Source organism: Halobaculum roseum (assembly GCF_019880245.1).
Classification (GTDB): domain Archaea; phylum Halobacteriota; class Halobacteria; order Halobacteriales; family Haloferacaceae; genus Halobaculum; species Halobaculum roseum.
In genome coordinates, this window is sequence record NZ_CP082286.1 from 2,458,561 (window position 1) to 2,475,275 (window position 16,715).

Here is a 16,715-nt window from a genome sequence, read left to right on the forward strand (position 1 = left end):
TTAGACTGCGTCCTCAAGTTCGAGGGTCGGTCGAATGCCGAGCGCCTTCATCTCGTCGAGCAGCAGCTTGAACGCGTAGCTGATCTCCATCTCGTGGATGTCGTCCTCGTCGCCCGTGATGGGGTCGTAGATGCGACGCTGCTCCACGTCCTCGACGGCCACCATCCCCGTCTCCTCGGAGATGTACACCGTCTCCTTGTCGGAGGCGTCGAGCAGCCGCTCGTTCAGCGCCATCGCGGCCCCGTGGCCGATGAGCACCTCGCGCTCCATCTCGCCGACGCGGAGGCCGCCCTCGCGGGCGCGCCCCTCCGTCGGCTGCCGGGTGAGCACCTGCACCGGCCCGCGCGAGCGGGCGTGCAGCTTGTTGCTCACCATGTGGTACAGCTTGTGGTAGAAGATCGTCCCGACGAAGATCTCCGCCTCGATCTTCTCGCCGGTGACGCCCGAGTACATGACCTCCTTCCCGGAGGACTTGTACCCGTGTTCCTCCAGCGACGAGCGGAGCTTCTCCTCTCCCTCGCCCTGGAACGCCGTCCCGTCGACGCGGCGGCCCTCCAGCGAGCCGACCTTGCCGCCGAGCATCTCCAGCACGTGGCCCACCGTCATGCGCGACGGGAGCGCGTGCGGGTTCATCACGAGGTCGGGCACGAGCCCGTCCTCGGTAAAGGGCATGTCCTCCTGGGGCGCGAGGTGGCCCACGACGCCCTTCTGGCCGTGGCGGGACGCGAACTTGTCCCCGAGCTCGGGGATCCGCTCGTCGCGCACCGAGACCTTCGAGAGCTTCGAGCCGTCCTCGCCCTCCATCAGCGTCACCGTGTCGACCACGCCCGACTCGCCCGAGCGCATCGTGACGCTCGTCTCGCGTCGCTTCTGCGGGGAGAGGCCGCCCATGTCGTCGGGCTCCTCGAGGAACCGCGGCGGGCTCGTCTTCCCGAGCAGGACGGAGTTCTCGTCGACCTTCGTCTCGGGGTTGACGAGGCCGTCCTCGTCGAGGTGGGTGTACGCGTCCTCGCCGCGGGCGCCGCGCACGTCCTGGGAGGGGACCTCGAAGCGGTCCTCCTGACCGCCGGGGTAACGGCGCTCCTCGCCCTCGTAGGTGCGGAAGAAGTGCGACCGCTGCATCGCGCGGTCGACGCTCCCCTTGTTCATGACGAGCGCGTCCTCGATGTTGAACCCTTCATAACTCATGACCGCGACGACGAAGTTCTGCGCCGCGGGGCGCTCGTCGAACCCGATCTGTTCGGTGGTCTGCGTCTTGACCATCGACAGTTGCGGGTAGTGCAGGAGGTGCTGGCGGGTGTCCGGCCGGATGCGATAGTTGGCCGAGGGCAGCCCGAGCGACTGCTTCATCATCCCCGCGCCCATGGTAATGCGCGGAGAGGCGTTGTGCTCGGGGTAGGGGATCATCCCCGCGCCGATGCCGAAGATGAGCTGCGGGTCGATCTCCAGGTGCGTCGTCCGCGAGTTGACGTCCTCCTCGTCGGTGGCGACGTAGATGTCCTCCTCCTCCTCGGCGTCGATGAACTCGACGATCCCGTGGTCGACGAGGTCCTCGAACTCGATCTCGTCGTTCTCCAGCGCCTCGATCGTCTCGTCGTCGAGGAGCGGCTCCCCGTTCTCCACGACGATGAGCGGGCGCCGGGCGCGCCCGGCGTCGGCGTTGACGATGACCTCGTTCGTCCGGTCCTTCACCGAGACGTTCACCATGTCGGAGACGTCGCCGCGGCGGCGCGCCTCCCGGATCTGTGACGCGAGCTGGTTGGGGTCCGGGTGGGTCCCCACCAGGCTCCCGTTGACGTAGACTTTCGCTTCTCGTTGTTGGCTTGCCATGTGTTAGTCGTCCGCGGATGCGCGGTCAACGCCCTCGATGCCGGGGATGCCCTCGACACCCATGGACGCGAGTTCTCGCTTCAGTCCCTGTTCGTCCTCGATGTTCTGGGAGAGCTCCATCGCCTGCGCGAAGTTCTTCACCAGCCCGCAGTTCGGGCCCTCCGGGGTCTCGGAGGGGCAGATGCGACCCCACTGGGTCGCGTGCAGGTCGCGCGCCTCGAAGTGCGGCTGCGACCGCGAGAGCGGCGAGCGGAGGCGACGCAGGTGCGAGAGCACGCCCATGTAGTCGGTCCGGTCGACGAGCTGGGAGACGCCCGAGCGGCCGCCAACCCAGTTCCCCGTCGCGATGGGGTGCTCGAGGCGCTCGGTCAGCACGTCCGAGCGAACCACCGTGTTGACGGTGAGCTGCCGGTTGCGCATATTGGCGCGCTCGAGCTGGTACTTCACGTCGCGCGCCAGCTTGTTGAGCGCCGTCCGGAACAGGTCCGTCATCAGGTCGCCGGAGACCTTGAGGCGCTTGTTGGCGTAGTGGTCCTTGTCGTCGGACTCGCGGCGGTCGAGCGCGAGCTCGAAGCACGCCTCGGCCATCCGGCAGAGGTAGTACGCCTTGTTGATGCGGACGTCCTCCTCGTCGACGCCCTCCTCGTGGAGGTGCGGCAGGAGGTAGCGGTCGATGACGTAGTTCGCCCGCTTGAGCTGGTAGTTCTTCCCTTGGCCGGAGGCGACGCGCTCGCCGAGGGTCTCGATGGCCTCCTCCTCGGTCTGCACGTCGGCCTCCTCCAGGTTCTCCAGCATGAACTTCACAATCTCCGGGTCGTCGGAGACGCGGTGGACGATCTCCTCGTCGGACTCCAGCCCGAGCGCTCGGACCAGGGTCACGAAGTTGACCGAGCCGGACACCGAGGGGAAGCTCACTTCGAGCAGCCCCTCGCGGTTGCGCTCACAGAGGACGAGCGCGCGGTAGCCGCGCCGTTGGGAGAACGTCTTTGCGACCTGGATCTCGTCGCCGTACTTCGAGTCGTACTCCGCGAGGATCTTGTTGGGCGCGAGGTCCTCGCTGGTCATGAGCACGCGCTCGGAGCCGTTGACGATGAAGTAGCCGCCGGGGTCGACGGGGTCCTCGCCGATCTCGATGAGCTCCTCGTCGGAGAAGCCGGAGATGTTGCACTTGTTCGAGCCGACCATGATCGGCATGCGGCCGACCTTCGTCTCGGTCTGGTCGACGACCGTCTCGGGTTCCTCCTCGCCGCCGCGGATGATCTTCATCTCCATGAAGACCGGCGCGGCGTAGGTGATGTTCCGGAGGCGCGCCTCCTGCGGGTACAGCAGCTCCTCGGAGCCGTCGGCCTCGCGGACGCGGGGGGTCGTCATCCGCACGTCGCCGAGTTCGACGTAGACGGGCTCTTGCCCCTCCTTGTCGCCGATGTCCGTCTCGATCGTCTCCTTCTCGTCGACCACGCGCTGCATGCCGCGGTCGAGGAAGTTGTTGAACGAGCGGAAGTGGTGCTCCGCGAGCCGCTCCTGGGAGAAGTACTCCCGCGAGACGGAGCGGCGTGCCTCTCTGTTCATTCTACCACCAGGCGGTAGACGACCGCCGTGTCGGTGGTTCGCGAGTCCCGTTCGACGCGGACCACGTCGCCCGCCTCGGCCTCGTCGGGCATCGCGGGGTCGGTCCGCTTGATCTTGGGGAGATCGGTCCGTTTGACGTTGTACTCCTCGAGCACCTCCTCGAGTTCGCCTTCCTCCTCGAGGAGCGTGTGATCGGGTACGAGTTCGTGTTCGCTTACGTTTACCATGGCTTGGTGAGATTCGTGGTCGCGCGCGGCCGTGTTTGCTGGGGAGAAGTCTTCACGAGATACTACGGCGGTCTATACGACCCGGCCACATAACGCTTGTCAAACGAGTTGGGGACCGGTCGCTGGTCACCACACCGCTTGCACGAATCATCGATCCCGCTCCGTGGATATGAACGTTACGGCGCACGGTATCGCGGGACACGGCGCGATCGGATGAGAAGTCTTAATTATGTACCCGGGAAAGGAATGGATGCGCAGAGGCGAGGTGGAAACCCGCCGACGCGATGCATGCCCGGATGGTGTAGTGGCCCATCATACGACCCTGTCACGGTCGTGACGCGGGTTCAAATCCCGCTCCGGGCGCTTCTTCCGAACACTCCGTAAACGAGGAGCGTTGCGAGCGGCCTTGCCGCGAGCAGCGACGAGTGAACCGTGGTTCGGAAAACGCCGTATAGCGGGATTTGAATCAGGGAGTGAAGCGACCGTAGTGAGCGGAACGACCGGAGTTCAAATCCCTCCCCGGTTGTCTTCCACGGGTATCTGCGTTCAAGCAGCCTTCGGAGGCCTCGCCGCAGGAAGCCGGGCGCGGTTCTGCTCGGCGGTCTGGCTCTGAACGCTCCACTTCGAAGTTCAAATACGATAGCGAAGCAACCATGGTATGACTTCGACTGACAACCCGAAGAATTCGAAGGACATCGGCGACGTGACGGAAGCGCGTGCCGTTTTCGAACTCACGAAGGCCGGACACACTATCGCCGTGCCGTTCGGCGACAACGACGGCTACGACCTGCTCGTCGAGGTCGACGACGGATTCCTTCGAATCCAGTGTAAGACCGCGTGGTCCATCGACTCTCGCGTGATTCGATTCAATACCCACTCCCAGACGACCACGGACGGTGAATACCGCGAACGGACCTACGACGGCGAAGTGGACGCGTTCTTTGTTAGATATCCGGCAACGGGTACGTGTTACTGGATCGACATCGACGAAGTGTCCGGACACAGCATGGATCTCCGTGAGGAAGCGAACATCGACCACCCTTCGATCAACTGGGCAGGGGAATTCGAGTTCGACGGATCCATCTCGTAGGAACAACCGGGACTTGACGCAATTTTGGTTCTAATTACTCGGCCAACAACCTCTTAGCCCACGGCCTCCCGCCGTGAGACAGATGACCGCGAACCGCCTGCTCCACGTCGACGCCGACCGCGACCGTCGGCGGGCGCTCGGCGACCGCGTGGACGCGGACGGCCGGTTCGCGGCGGAGCCGGAGCCGTGCGGCGAGGCGGCGCTCGACACCCTCGGGCACGAGGCGTACGACGCCATCGCCGTCGGACAGCCGCTTCCGAACGGGACCGCGGCGTTCGTCCGCCGCGTCCGCGGCGGCTATCCGGACCTCCCGATCGTCGCCTACGGCGACGGGGGATCCGCCGACGGGGAGACGCTCCGCGCGCTGTTTCGCGCCGGCATCACCGACCACATCGTGATCGACGACGCGACCGCCGACGGGGCCGGCGTCGCGTCCGCCGACGGGGTCGGCGCCGCGACCGCCGCGCTGATCGACCGGCTGGACGGCGCCGTCGAGGTGTTTCACGACCGCCAGCGCACGGACCGGGGCGCGGCCGCGCTCCGTCGGCTCGGCGAGGCGATCGCCGGCGCGCCGACGGACCTGGACGGCGCCGTCGAGGGGTTGCTCGCCGCGGTTCGCGCGACCTACGAGGTCGACTACGCCGGGCTGGCCCGGATCGCCGGCGACGACTTCCGGTTCGTCGCCGGCGACGGCACCGAGGAGCTGTGTGCCGCCTTCGACCGGACCATCCCGCTGGAGGAGACGTACTGCGCGACCACCGTCGGCGAGCGGCGTACCGTGGCGTCGGGCCCCGACGGGGAGGTCGCCGACCGCGGCCGCCCGCCGATCGGTCGCAGGCTGGGGATCGAGTGTTACCTCGGAACACCGGTATCCGTCGAGAACGAGCTGTTCGGGACGCTGTGCGTCGTCGACCGCTCCCGCAGGCAGGGGTTCGCGGGGTGGGAGCGGACCGGGATCGAACTCGCGGCCCGCTGGCTCGGCCGCGAGTTGTCCCACGACCGCGAGAAGACGCGGCTCCAGGCTCGAAATCGCGAGTAGCCGCGGGACCGCGGGCGGTTCGTTCTGCGGACGGATCGGGAACTCAGACGACGAACAACAGGAACGCGAGCAGGAACCCTGCGGACATCAGCAGCATCAACACGACGAACACGCCGAGCACCGGCTTCTCGACGGCGCCGGCGACGAGCTTCTCTCGGATCGACCCGCCGTCGGCGCTCACGACCGCATCACGTCCATGCCTACGCATGGCGAGCGTTGCGGATAACGCTTCACTCCTGGCGGCACCCGCCGTGCGAGCGGTCGCATCCATCGCGCGGCCGATCGCTCGCACGGGGACTGGCACCGCCGTCCGGCGTCCGACGCTCGCGCACGCGGACCGTGCTCGCGGTTTCGCTCGCGTCGTCGACGACGAGCGCCTCGCCCACTCCCGTCGGGAGCCGTTCGGCGAGGCTGTCGGCGACCGCGAGGGGTCTGGCCGCCGCGAGCGCGTCGATGTCCGCGCGGCTGTGGAGCCGGTGGGCAACCAACAGGTCCGCCTGCGACACCGCGACCGCCGGCAGCGCCGCGGGCCGCTGGGTCGCACACGCGAGCGAGACGCCCGGGGCGCGCCCCCGGGTGAGGATCGTCGCCAGCGCGTCGCCGGCGACGCCGTCGAAGAAGGCGTGCGCCTCGTCGACGAACAGCCACGGGAGCCGGTCCATCTCCTCACGGACGCGTGCCTCGTAGAGCCCGCGGGCGACCGCGGCACACACCGCGCCGGCGGCCGGTGCCGGGACCCCCGAGCAGTCGAGCACCGTCGGCTCGTCGGAAGCGAGCGCCCGGGGCGTCAGTCCGTCGGGGTCGAACGCGTCCCACTCGGCCGCGAGCGCGAGGTGCGCGTCCGCGGCCCGGCGGGTCGCCCGTTCGGCGTCCGCGTCGGCGACGTACTCGCGCGCCCCTGCCACCGAGGGCGTCGCTGCCTCGGCGACCGCGCGCCACACGAGCGAGCCGACCGCGCCCGCCGGGTCCAGGTCCAGCAGCGCCGGCCACGCCGCCGGCGGGACGGCGTCCGGTCGAACCCGCGGGCGTCGGTGGACCACGCCGCCGTCGGCCGCGAGGCCGTCGAGCACGCCCATCGGATCGACAACCACGGGCGCGAGCCCGTCGGCCGCGGCGACGCCCTCCGCGAGCACCGCGAGGGTGTGGGTCTTCCCCGCGCCGCGCTTGCCGACGACGAGCGCGGCGTGCGGCCGGTCGATGTCGACGCCGACTCGCGCGCCGACGCTGTCGTCTGGGGCGCGATACCGGCCCAGCGGCGCGACCGGCCCGCCGGTTCGTCGCTCGCCCGACCCGGACCCGTCGATATCTCCCGGTTTCTCCGGGAATCGGATTCCTTCGCCCTCGTTGCCGATCACGTGCACGGCGGGGATGCCCCCGTCATCGGAGATGAACCCTCGTGCGAGCGTTCAAATACGAAACCGGAACCACCGGGACGTGTGTCACCCGACAGCTCCCGCCCGTTTCGAGGTGTCGTCCGCGGACGGATCCGTTCGCTCGCGGCGACCCAGCGCCGCCGGTTCGCCGAACTCCGCCGCGACGACCGTGCCATCGAGGGACTCCCGGTCCGCCTCGTCATCGCGCTCGTCGTCGGCGTCGCGAGCCTCAGCGTGATGTTGAACATGGTCAGCGGGGTGGAGGGGCTGGCCGTCTCGGAGCTCGACGTGCGGCCGGCGCCGGAGGTCACGACGCCGGGCGAGCAGGAACTCGCGCTCACCGTTGTCGACCCGGACGGCCGGCCCGTCGCCGGAGCGACCGTCGTCGTCGCCGGCGACACGGCCCGCCTCGACGGCGTCGCGACCGGGCGAACCGGGGCGAACGGCACGGCGACGGTGACCGTCGCCCCGACGCTCGGACCGAACCGCGAACAGGGGACGCTCTCCGTCTCGATCAAGCCGCCGGCCGGCGGGCAGTACGTCGACAGGCGGGGCAACACCCGCGTGCTCGTCGTGGCGGAGTGAGCGCTGTGATCCCGAGTGGGCGCTGTGATCCCGAGTGAGCGCCGTGGATCCGCCGGGCGACGCGACGGCGGTCGCCGCCGCAAGGACTATCGCGTCGGATCGAGCACGGCCGCCCGTGCCCTCCATCACGACGCGCCTCTCCGCCGGCGTCGACGACGCGCTCACACACCTCCCGCTCGCGGTGGTTCCGCTCGTCATCGCGGTGCTGGACGCGGGCAAGATCCGGTCCGTGCTCGCGTTCGACGGCGTTCACGTCGGCATCCGGTTCACGCTCCCGGCGTCGGTGCTCTCGACCTGGAGCTTCGTCTCGGTTCCGAACGACGGAACCGTCTCCGCCGGCATCCCGCCGAGCGCGCTGGCGGAGCCGTCGGTTCTCGCGCTCGCGGTCGGCGGACTACTCGTCACGAGTGCGCTGGCGGCGGGCTACTTCGGGTCGCTGGCGAACGCGCTCGCCGGCGAGCCGTATCGGTTCGCCGAGAACGTCCGCCGGTACCTGCCGGCGTTCCTCGTGTTCACCGTCGCACCGGTCGTCGTGCTCTCGCCGCTGGTCCTCCTCGCGGGCGCGCCGTCCGCGATCGGAATCGCCGTCATCGCGCTCGCGCTGGCGGGGATTCTGGTCGCGACGTACCTCCTCTATGCGACGCCGTACCTCCTCGTCCTTCGGGAGACCGACCTCCTCACGGCGGCGCGCGCGTCCTACGCCCTCGCCGTCGACGGCGGAGCGTACCTCTCGTACGCGCTCGGATTCGTGGCGGTCGTCGTCGTCGTCTCGCCGGTGCTCTCGGCGATCACGGTCTCGGTTCCGGTCGTCGGGCTCGCCGTGGGCATCCCCGTCGGTGCGGTTCTCGGACTCGCCGGGAACCTCGCGACGATGCGGTTCGTCGCCGACATCGACCCCGAGAGCGACGGGTTCGACCGGGACGGGAACCGGCCGGGTGTACACAGCGACGGGCGACGGGATGCGGGCGACGATGGCAACAATGGAGACGATGGCGAGGATAACACGCCGTCTCCGGGCGGTGACGATCCGCACCAATGGAAGGAGTAGGGGTGGGGGCCGCCGCTCAGTCGTTCGACAGAGGGACCACGGAGATGTGTCCGTCGGCGCGAACACGGATCCGGTGGCGGAGGTACGTGAACTCGACGAGCGTATCGGCGTCGCCGCCGTGGCTACAGAGCAGATCGAGCGCGTCGGGGTCGACCACCTCGAACAGCGGCGCGTGTCGCTCGGGGTCCTCCCGTCGGATCGCCGCGGTCGCCTCGACCACGGCGATGCTCGCGTCTATCGCGTCCGGGTCGAACGTGGCGCTGTACTCCCCAGTCTCCGGATCGTGGGAGACGGAGACGGATTCGGCGGGGTCGGGGTTCACTGATCTCCCCCCGCACTGCACTGTCGGTGTCCTCCGATCGGACCCGGCGGGTTGGGGGCGAGTCCGGAGCTAATTCGTCGCCGCCGATCTGCCGGACGGACTGCGGGTCCCGACCGTGGCGGAGGGCGCTCCCCTGATCGACGTCGTCCTGGTCCATATCATATGAAACGCGCGACTGGTGATTTATTCTTTCGTTCGGTACAGCCGGCGCCGCCGAGGCGGTCCAGAGGCGTCATCGAACCGTTCCCGAGCCGTTCTCGCCCCGCGTCGGCTCGACCACGGTTCGGATCTCCGACGCCGGGAGGGCTAACACGGCGGCCCGCGAACGAGGACTGTTCGAATGCTCACCGACACACTCGGCATTCACCACGTCACGTCGATGGTCGGCGACGCGCAAGCGAACCGCGACTTCTACGTCGGGACGCTCGGGCTGCGGCTCGTGAAGCGAACGGTGAACCATCAGGACGTGCTCCGCCATCACCTCTACTACGGGAACGGCGCCGGCGATCTGGGCACCGTCTACACTTGCTTCCCGTACCCGAACGAGCCGCCCGGCCGCCGCGGGCGCCCGCAGATCACCGCGGCGGCGTTCGCGGTCCCGGAGGGCTCGCTCGACTACTGGGGCGACCGACTCGACGACCGCGGCGTCGACGCCGAGCGCGTCGCCCGCTTCGACGAGGCGGCGCTCCGGTTCGAGGATCCCTCGGGAACTCGGCTGGAGCTCGTGGCCGCCGACCAGCCGGTCGACCCGTGGACCGACGGGTCGGTTCCCGAACGGGCCGCGATCCGCGGGATCCACGGCGTGACCGCGCTGCCGACGAACCCGTTCGCGACCGCGAGCGTGCTGGACACGCTCGGGCTCGACCTCGTCGGCGAGGACGGCAACCGCGTCCGCTACCGTGCGGGCGGCGATCACGCGACGGTCGTCGACCTGCTGGACCGCGAGGCCGACTTCGCCCGGGAAGGAACGGGGAGCATCCACCACGTGGCGTTCCGTGTCGCCGACGAGGAGGAGCTTCGCGAGTGGCACGATCTCTTCCGCGAGCGCGACATCGACGTGTCGCGCATCCGCGACAGGTACTACTACAAGGCGATCTACGTCCGCGAGCCGGGCGGGATCCTGATCGAGCTGTCGACCGAGGGGCCGGGGTTCGGGGTCGACGAGGACGAGGCGAGCTTCGGCGAGTCGCTGGTGCTCCCGCCGTGGGCCGAGGAGGACCGCGAGATGATCGAGGGACAGCTCCCGCCGCTCGACGGTTCGGCCTCGAGCTCGGGCGGAGACGGCTACCGAGGCGTCGGCCGAGGCGCCGATGGCGCGGACGACGGCGCCAGCGACGGCGCCGGCGACGACGGAGATCTCGACTGATGTTCCCGGGCGGGACGCTGCCCGACGACCTCCCCGGCCCGCACGCCGGGCAGCCGGTCGTCACCGCGGGCGCGCCGCGGGGCGCGGCGGAGGCGGCGGTCGTGTGTCTCCACGGTCGCGGCGCCACCGCGCAGGGTGCGATCAACCTCTACGAGCCGGTCGCGCGCCACGGCGTCGCGTTCGTCGCCCCGCAGGCGACCCGGAGCCGGTGGTTCCCGCACGCGGCCGACGCGCCGCGCGAGCGCAACGAGCCGCACGTCTCATCCGCCGTGGCGGTCGTCGACGCCGTCCTCGACCGGACGCGGGAGGCGCTCGGTCTCCCCGCAGAGGCGGTCGTCCTCACCGGGTTCTCCCAGGGCGCCGCCGTCGCCGCGGAGTACGCCGCCGGGACCGGCGGTCGTCACCCGCTCGCGCTGCTCAGCGGCGGGCTGCTCGGGCCGACCGTCGACCCCGGGCAGTACGGCGGTGATCTCGGGGGGACGCCCGTCCTCGTCGCCGGCGGCGCGGACGACGAGCGCGTGCCCATCGAGCGCCTCGCGGCGACGGCGAGGGCGTTCGAGTCGCTCGGCGGCGACGTGACCGAGCGCGTCTACGAGGGCGTCGGCCACGAGGTCACCGACGACGAGTTCGCGTGGCTGGTGAACCTGCTCGCGGAACTGATGGTCGAGTGAGCGCGAGAAGCAGATCGCGGCGGTCGCCTCACCGCATCGCGTCCAGCGAGCGGACCGTGTCGGACATCAGGTACGCCTCGGGACGCTGCTCGTCGCAGATCTCGAGGGCGTCGAACGTCTCTCGCCCGTCGTCGACGGTGATGCGGTAGGCGCGGCTCGAGAGGGAGACGGGACGGTCGGCTGTATCGACGTCGGTGCGCGTCACACTCACGGTTTCGGTCGCGCGGGTATAACTGGCGCGATTCGAGCATCTCAGCCCCGAACACGCCGCTTTACAGCGATTCGAGAATCGGCAGAAATCGCCGAGTCGCCGCCCGAGTGCGATCACGATCGGTCGCCGTGACCGCGGACCAGTCACTCGCCGAACAGATCACGGTACAGCGTCGCTTCCGCGCGCCGGAGCCGTTCGAGGAACGCGCTCTTCGACAGCCCCAACTCGGCGGCTACCTCCTCGGAGCTGGCCTCCCGCGGCACCGCGAAGTACCCCGCCTCGACTGCCGCGCGCAGCGCCTCGGTCTGTGGCGGCGTGAGCCCGAACCGGCCGGCGACCGGGGCGGGCTCCTCCCGGAGCGGATACGTCCGCGTCAGCTCCACCCCGACCGTCTCGCCGGCCGTCTCCATCACTCCCCGAAGCACCTCGTGGCCGACGACGGCGCCGGTCACCGTCGCGTCGCCGTCGCGGTAGGTCACCGCCTCGACGAGCAGCCCGGCCGACACCAGCTCGTGGACGACACACGGCTGTTTCGAGAGACACCGGTAGGTGTCGCGCTCCCCGGCCCGCGACCGGTGGAGGTAGCGGATCCGATCGTCGGCGTCGAGACGCGCGGCGAGGTCGTCGTCGCGCGGCGCGCCGAAGCGTAACAGGACGTTGCCGTCGGCGCGCAACTGCGGCGGCTCCGCCCGGACCGGCGTTCGCGTCGCCGCCGTCGCCTCCGCGAGCGGGCAGTCGTCGCCGCTCACGCGCACCTCCACGACGAGACACTCCTCGATCATTCGCGAATCGTGCGGAACGTTAGCGCACTCTATAATTAAAACACGCGTATGTACGGGTGAACCGGTAAGCCGCACAACGCGAAGGATCGATCGTTATGGACATCGAGACGGTGAAGGAGCGCGCCGGACCGCGGCAGTTCGGTCCGAGCGACGACATGCCCGAGGAGTACCGTCGGGCGGCGACGCGGATGATCCAGTTTCACGCCAACAGCGAGGTGATGGGCGGGTACCTCGACAAGGAGTTCACCCGCCACGCGCCGTCGCTCGACCGCAAGCTGGCGAACACCGCGAAGGTGCAAGACGAGATCGGCCACGCGCAGTTGCTCTACCGCGCCGCCGAGACGCTCGGCGTGAAGACGCGCGAGGAGATGCTCGACGAGCTGCAGAACGGCGAGGGGAAGTTCCTCAACTGCTTCCACTACCCGGTGGACTCGTGGTACGAGGCGCCGATGATCGACTTCTTCGTCGACGGGGGCGCGATGCGCCGGCAGGCCACCCTGAAGTCCACGAGCTGGACGCCGTACGCCCACGCGATGGACAAGGTGTGCTTCGAGGAGGGGTTCCACGTGAAACACGGCGAGTCGATCCTGCGCGAGCTGATGCGCGGGTCGAAGGCGACCCGGGAGCGCACCCAGGAGACGTTCGAGGAGTGGTGGCCGCGCATCCTCCAGTTCTTCGGGCCGACGAACGACGAGTCCACCCACAACGACTTCGCCCAGGAGGTCGGGCTGAAGACGACCTCGAACGACGAGCTGCGCAACTCGTTCCTCAACATGTACGTCCCGAAGGCCGAGAAGTACGGGCTGGAGATCCCCGAGTACCCGCGCATCTTCGAGCGCGACGACGGCACGATGGCGGTCCGCGAGGACGACCTCGACTGGGACGAGTTCTGGACCATCGCGAAGAACGACTACGAGGGGAGCCACGAGCAGATCGGCTCGCGCGCCCGCCGCCAGGAGGCCGTCGCGTGGGTCCGCGAGAGTCTGGATAGCTGGGAGGGAAGCGCCGCGGGAACGCCGCAGGCGGCCGACTGACCATGATCTGGGAAGTGTTCAGACAGGAGAAGCCGGGCGACTACCACCGCCACGTCGGCAACGTCCACGCGCCCGACCGCGAGATGGCGAAGCTGTTCGCGCAGATCCAGCACGCCCGCCGGATGCAGACCAACTCGCTGTGGGTGGTCCCGCAGTCGGAGATCGGCGAGGTCGACGCCGAGGAGGCCGCCTTCGGCGGCCGCACGGACAAGTCCTACCGCTGGGCGATGACGTACAACGACATCGACGCGTCGTTCGCCCAGGAAGTGGCCGACAGCGAGGCCGAACAGCGCGAGGCGGCCAAGAAGCGCCGCGAGCAGCTGGAATCCGAGGGAGAAGCATGAGCGACGGACTCGACGGCGACGAGGCCGAGCGCGTCGCGACCGACGGCGCGGGCGACGACGCCGGCGGCATGGGCGACACGGGCGACAACGCCAACGACGAATCCGCGGACGCGCCCGCGGCCGCCTCCCTCGACCGCGGCGACCTGTCCCCCGAACAGCAGGTGGCGCTTGAGGAGCTCCTCTTCCGCCTCGCGGACGACGAGTTCGTCCACGCCGAGCGACTCACCGAGTGGCAGATCTTCGCGCCGACCATCGAGTCGGACCTGGCGCTCGCCAACGTCGCGCAGGACGAGTTCGGCCACGCACGCCTGTGGTACGACCTTCTGCAGGAACTCGGCTACTCCGAGGAGGAGTGCATCTGGCGCCGGCCGGCCGACGACTGGACCCACGCGACGCTGGTGGAACGGCCGTTCGCCGACGACGGCTGGGGCGACGCCATCGTCCGCACCTATCTGTACGACGTGGCCGAGCGAATCCGGCTCGAGGCGCTCGTCGACACCAGCTACGCCCCGTTGGCCGACCGCGTCGGCAAGGCGCTCGCCGAGGAGGAGTACCACCGCGAGCACGCGCTCAGTTGGCTCGAACGCCTCGCGAGCGACGACGACGCCCGCGAGCGCCTGCAGGCCGCCGTCGACGACCTGTTCCCGCACGCGCTGTCGCTGTTCTACCCGGGCGAGCGCGAGGCCGAGATCCGGGCCGCCGGCTTCCGTCGCGAATCGTTGGCCTCGATGCGCGAGGAGTGGCTCGACACCGTCGTCCCGTCGCTGGAGGGGTACGGGCTCGTCGTCCCCGAGCCCGACGAGGTCGACCGCCCCGACGCCCGCGGCCGCGACGGGAGCCACACCGACGACTGGTTCGACCTGCGGGAGGCGTTCACCGAGACGCACCGCGAGGTCGATTTCGAGACGCCCGCACGCCTGCGCGGGGAGGAGGCGTAGATGCCGACGAACATGCCGACGGACGTGCCCGGCGGTTCCCCGGACGGCGCCGCGGACGACGCACCCGACAGCACCGCCATAGACGACGACACCGCCGCCGCAGCCGGCGCCGATGCGTGCGCCTACACCGCCTACGAGGACGGCGAGGCGCCCGAGGAGTACCCGAAGACCGGCGCGGGCGCGACCGGCGTCGAGGCCGACGTGTGGGACGCGCTGTACGGGGTCGAGGACCCCGAGATGCCAGTCAGCGTGGTCGACCTCGGCCTGATCTACGACGTGGCCGTCGACGATGACGGGCGCTGCGAGGTGGCGATGACGCTCACGTACACCGGCTGTCCCGCCCGCGACATGCTCACGAACGACGTGCGCTGCGCCGCCGAGACCGCCCCGGGCGTCGACGAGGCCGAGGTACGCCTGCGGTACTCGCCGGAGTGGACCGTCGCGATGGTGACCGACGCGGGGCGGGAGGCTCTGCGCGAGTTCGGGTTGAGCGTGTGATGCGTCGGAACGCGCCCGACCCGAGCGTCGCCGCGGGGGTCGCCGGGAGCGACGCGGAGGACGACCCCGCGGAGTGTCCGTACTGCGGGTCGACCGACACCGAGCGCGAGCACCCGAAGGGCCCGGGGCTGTGCCGGTCGATGCACTTCTGCACCGAGTGCGGGGAGCCGTTCGAGCGGTTCGGGTAATCGCGGTCGCACGCGGCGGCGACCGCGCGCTCGTGGCCGAGGTTTATGACGATCTGCTACAACTACCGAACGCGATGTCCCTACGGAACCCCGCCGGACGGATGCGCTACCCGCTCGCCCTCCTCGCGGTCGTGGTCGGCGTGCTCCTCCTGGAGTTCGTCGTCGAGGTCACGCTGAACAGGTACGTCGAGGCCGGCTCGACATGGCTGCCGACGGTCGGGACGATCGGGCAGACCGTGACCGCGTACCTGCTCCCACTGAGCCTCCTCTCGACGTTCGTGGTTCCCGCCGTCGCCTTCTACCTGGGCGTTCGCTACGCCCGGTCGGCCTGACCGCCAGCATCGGCGCCGGCTTCCGAACTCCCCCGGGGGCTCAGAACTGTCGCTCGAACTCGGTGATATCCGAGACGGTGTAGTAGGGTCCGCCGAGGCGACCGACCGTCGGGAGCTTCCGCTGGTCGATCTGGCCATCGGTGAGCACGTCGTCGTCGACGTGGACGTACTCGACCTCCCCGAGCACCATCAGCCGGTCGTGGACCTCCAGCGAGTCGTACAGCGTGCACTCCATCGTGACGGCCGCCTCGGCGACGCGCGGGGGGTCGATCCGGCGGCAGTCGGCGCGCGTCACGCCCACGGAGTCGAACTCGCTGTCCTCGGGCGGCAGCGACTCGGCGCTGTGGTCCATCCGATCCAGGAGCGGCTCGGTGACGACGTTCACCGCGAACTCGCCGGTGTCGAGCGCGTTGCGCGGCGTGTCCTTCAGGCCGCCGTTGGCCTCGTTGGGGGAGTTGAACAGCACCACCGGCTCCCGCGAGGAGACGTAGTTGTACGAACTGAACGGGGCGAGGTTGTCCGCGCCGTCCCCGCCGACGGTGCTGACCCACGCGATCGGACGCGGCGAGACGGCGGTCTTGATTATCCGTGCGATCTCCCGCGGCGTCCGGTCGGAGACGGCTGTTTCCATCGCCGTACCCTGGAACGACCCGGCACAAATACCCGCGGGTACGGGCGGTTGGCCCCGCTACCGCGGACGGGTCGTCCCGCTACCGACCGCTCACGCGTGCGGGTCGTCCGCTTCAGCGCGCGTCTTGATCAGGAACTTCATGTCGCCCTGGAGCACGACGGTGCCGTCCTGCTTGGTCACCTCGCAGTCGATGACGACGAGGCCGGCGTCGTCGCGGCTGGACACGTCCTTCGTCTCCGTGACCTCCATCTCCATCGAGATGGTGTCGCCGATGAAGACGGGGTTCGGGAGGTCCATGTAGTTCATCCCGAGGAACGCCAGCGCGGTGCGCTCGACGATGCCCGTCCGGTAGACGAACCCCGTCGCCTGCACGAACGTCATGGGGCCGTGGGCGATGCGCTCGCCGAAGGCGTTGTCCTCGGCGTACTCGGCGTTGGTGTGGAGCTCGGTCCAGTCGCCCGTCAGCGCCGAGTGCATCACGAAGTCGGACTCGGTGACGGTGCGCCCGACGCTCACGAACTCCTGTCCCGCCTCGAAGTCCTCGAAGTAGTGCGGCTCGTAGCTGTATGCCATGTCGGCGTGTCGCCGGATCGCGTGAAAGTCGTTTCGCGTGTCCGGCCCGTGCCGCCGGCGCTAC

Annotated in this window: 22 protein-coding genes and 1 tRNA gene; 13 read left to right on the top strand and 10 right to left on the bottom strand. The window is 69.4% G+C overall.

Annotated elements, in window-relative coordinates; all coding sequences use genetic code 11:
- The 3 genes from rpoB to K6T36_RS12495 are packed head-to-tail and all read right to left on the bottom strand — an operon-like array spanning window position 1 to window position 3,626.
- A complete protein-coding gene (gene rpoB / locus K6T36_RS12485; protein ID WP_222606932.1) occupies window positions 1-1,830 on the bottom strand; it encodes a DNA-directed RNA polymerase subunit B in 1,830 nt (609 codons plus the stop codon).
- A gap of 3 nt (window positions 1,831-1,833) precedes the next feature.
- Window positions 1,834-3,399 (bottom strand): DNA-directed RNA polymerase subunit B'', encoded by a 1,566-nt coding sequence (locus K6T36_RS12490; protein ID WP_222606933.1) that lies wholly within the window; start codon window positions 3,397-3,399, stop codon window positions 1,834-1,836.
- The gene (locus K6T36_RS12495; protein ID WP_222606934.1) at window positions 3,396-3,626 is read right to left on the bottom strand and encodes a DNA-directed RNA polymerase subunit H; all 231 of its coding nucleotides are present in this window, start codon (window positions 3,624-3,626) and stop codon (window positions 3,396-3,398) included. The genes K6T36_RS12490 and K6T36_RS12495 overlap by 4 nt, the downstream gene beginning before the upstream one ends.
- Before the next feature lie 290 nt (window positions 3,627-3,916).
- Here K6T36_RS12495 and K6T36_RS12500 point away from each other — a divergent pair.
- The 3 genes from K6T36_RS12500 to K6T36_RS12510 all read left to right on the top strand — a co-directional run bounded on the left by K6T36_RS12500 (window position 3,917) and on the right by K6T36_RS12510 (window position 5,755).
- A tRNA-Asp gene (locus K6T36_RS12500) sits at window positions 3,917-3,989 on the top strand.
- Between the two features lie 295 nt (window positions 3,990-4,284).
- Window positions 4,285-4,716 (top strand): group I intron-associated PD-(D/E)XK endonuclease, encoded by a 432-nt coding sequence (locus K6T36_RS12505; RefSeq protein WP_222921569.1) that lies wholly within the window; start codon window positions 4,285-4,287, stop codon window positions 4,714-4,716.
- Window positions 4,717-4,798: 82 nt separating this feature from the next.
- Window positions 4,799-5,755 carry a GAF domain-containing protein gene (locus K6T36_RS12510; protein ID WP_222921570.1) on the top strand — a complete coding sequence of 319 codons (957 nt, stop codon included), beginning with the start codon at window positions 4,799-4,801 and terminating at the stop codon, window positions 5,753-5,755.
- Between the two features lie 43 nt (window positions 5,756-5,798).
- On the opposite strand, the gene K6T36_RS12515 is transcribed toward K6T36_RS12510, so the two are convergent.
- Window positions 5,799-5,963, bottom strand: a complete 165-nt coding sequence (locus K6T36_RS12515) for a hypothetical protein (protein WP_222921571.1) — start codon at window positions 5,961-5,963, stop codon at window positions 5,799-5,801.
- Between the two features lie 22 nt (window positions 5,964-5,985).
- Window positions 5,986-7,116 carry an ATP-binding protein gene (locus K6T36_RS12520; RefSeq protein ID WP_390182337.1) on the bottom strand — a complete coding sequence of 377 codons (1,131 nt, stop codon included), beginning with the start codon at window positions 7,114-7,116 and terminating at the stop codon, window positions 5,986-5,988.
- 123 nt (window positions 7,117-7,239) lie between these two features.
- Here K6T36_RS12520 and K6T36_RS12525 point away from each other — a divergent pair, with 123 nt between their 5' ends.
- Together K6T36_RS12525 and K6T36_RS12530 are read left to right on the top strand one after the other, a co-directional pair.
- Window positions 7,240-7,713 carry an Ig-like domain-containing protein gene (locus K6T36_RS12525; protein ID WP_222923452.1) on the top strand — a complete coding sequence of 158 codons (474 nt, stop codon included), beginning with the start codon at window positions 7,240-7,242 and terminating at the stop codon, window positions 7,711-7,713.
- A gap of 115 nt (window positions 7,714-7,828) precedes the next feature.
- Window positions 7,829-8,761, top strand: a complete 933-nt coding sequence (locus tag K6T36_RS12530) for a hypothetical protein (protein ID WP_222921572.1) — start codon at window positions 7,829-7,831, stop codon at window positions 8,759-8,761.
- Between the two features lie 16 nt (window positions 8,762-8,777).
- Here the strand turns inward: K6T36_RS12530 and K6T36_RS12535 are convergent, their stop codons facing one another.
- Window positions 8,778-9,083 (bottom strand): HalOD1 output domain-containing protein, encoded by a 306-nt coding sequence (locus tag K6T36_RS12535; RefSeq protein WP_222921573.1) that lies wholly within the window; start codon window positions 9,081-9,083, stop codon window positions 8,778-8,780.
- A 340-nt stretch (window positions 9,084-9,423) separates the two neighbouring features.
- Here K6T36_RS12535 and K6T36_RS12540 point away from each other — a divergent pair, with 340 nt between their 5' ends.
- Together K6T36_RS12540 and K6T36_RS12545 are read left to right on the top strand one after the other, a co-directional pair.
- Window positions 9,424-10,449 (top strand): ring-cleaving dioxygenase, encoded by a 1,026-nt coding sequence (locus K6T36_RS12540; RefSeq protein WP_222921574.1) that lies wholly within the window; start codon window positions 9,424-9,426, stop codon window positions 10,447-10,449.
- Entirely contained in the window at window positions 10,449-11,120 is a 672-nt protein-coding gene (locus K6T36_RS12545) for an alpha/beta hydrolase (protein ID WP_222921575.1), read from the top strand. Before K6T36_RS12540 ends, K6T36_RS12545 begins: the two co-directional genes overlap by 1 nt.
- 28 nt (window positions 11,121-11,148) lie before the next feature.
- Here the strand turns inward: K6T36_RS12545 and K6T36_RS12550 are convergent, their stop codons facing one another.
- Both K6T36_RS12550 and K6T36_RS12555 read right to left on the bottom strand, forming a co-directional pair.
- Window positions 11,149-11,325 (bottom strand): hypothetical protein, encoded by a 177-nt coding sequence (locus K6T36_RS12550; RefSeq protein ID WP_222606941.1) that lies wholly within the window; start codon window positions 11,323-11,325, stop codon window positions 11,149-11,151.
- A gap of 149 nt (window positions 11,326-11,474) precedes the next feature.
- Window positions 11,475-12,113: a helix-turn-helix domain-containing protein gene (locus K6T36_RS12555; protein ID WP_222921576.1), complete on the bottom strand. Its 639-nt coding sequence runs from the start codon at window positions 12,111-12,113 to the stop codon at window positions 11,475-11,477.
- Window positions 12,114-12,208: 95 nt separating this feature from the next.
- Between K6T36_RS12555 and K6T36_RS12560 the strand changes: the two genes are divergently transcribed.
- The 6 genes from K6T36_RS12560 (at window position 12,209) to K6T36_RS12585 (ending at window position 15,447) form a co-directional block, all read left to right on the top strand.
- Window positions 12,209-13,147 (top strand): Phenylacetic acid catabolic protein, encoded by a 939-nt coding sequence (locus K6T36_RS12560; RefSeq protein ID WP_222921577.1) that lies wholly within the window; start codon window positions 12,209-12,211, stop codon window positions 13,145-13,147.
- A 2-nt stretch (window positions 13,148-13,149) separates the two neighbouring features.
- Window positions 13,150-13,491: a 1,2-phenylacetyl-CoA epoxidase subunit PaaB gene (gene paaB, locus K6T36_RS12565; RefSeq protein ID WP_222921578.1), complete on the top strand. Its 342-nt coding sequence runs from the start codon at window positions 13,150-13,152 to the stop codon at window positions 13,489-13,491.
- Window positions 13,492-13,559: 68 nt separating this feature from the next.
- Window positions 13,560-14,429: a 1,2-phenylacetyl-CoA epoxidase subunit PaaC gene (paaC, locus tag K6T36_RS12570; RefSeq protein WP_222923453.1), complete on the top strand. Its 870-nt coding sequence runs from the start codon at window positions 13,560-13,562 to the stop codon at window positions 14,427-14,429.
- Window positions 14,430-14,927 (top strand): 1,2-phenylacetyl-CoA epoxidase subunit PaaD, encoded by a 498-nt coding sequence (gene paaD, locus K6T36_RS12575; RefSeq protein WP_225935122.1) that lies wholly within the window; start codon window positions 14,430-14,432, stop codon window positions 14,925-14,927.
- The gene (gene paaE, locus K6T36_RS12580; protein ID WP_222921579.1) at window positions 14,927-15,115 is read left to right on the top strand and encodes a 1,2-phenylacetyl-CoA epoxidase subunit PaaE; all 189 of its coding nucleotides are present in this window, start codon (window positions 14,927-14,929) and stop codon (window positions 15,113-15,115) included. The genes paaD and paaE overlap by 1 nt, the downstream gene beginning before the upstream one ends.
- A 74-nt stretch (window positions 15,116-15,189) precedes the next feature.
- Window positions 15,190-15,447, top strand: a complete 258-nt coding sequence (locus K6T36_RS12585) for a hypothetical protein (protein WP_222921580.1) — start codon at window positions 15,190-15,192, stop codon at window positions 15,445-15,447.
- A gap of 40 nt (window positions 15,448-15,487) precedes the next feature.
- Here the strand turns inward: K6T36_RS12585 and K6T36_RS12590 are convergent, their stop codons facing one another.
- Complete coding sequence (locus K6T36_RS12590) at window positions 15,488-16,078, bottom strand: flavin reductase family protein (protein ID WP_222921581.1); 591 nt, start codon at window positions 16,076-16,078, stop codon at window positions 15,488-15,490.
- A gap of 90 nt (window positions 16,079-16,168) precedes the next feature.
- Window positions 16,169-16,651, bottom strand: a complete 483-nt coding sequence (locus K6T36_RS12595) for a MaoC family dehydratase (protein WP_222921582.1) — start codon at window positions 16,649-16,651, stop codon at window positions 16,169-16,171.
- Window positions 16,652-16,715 lie beyond the last annotated feature (64 nt).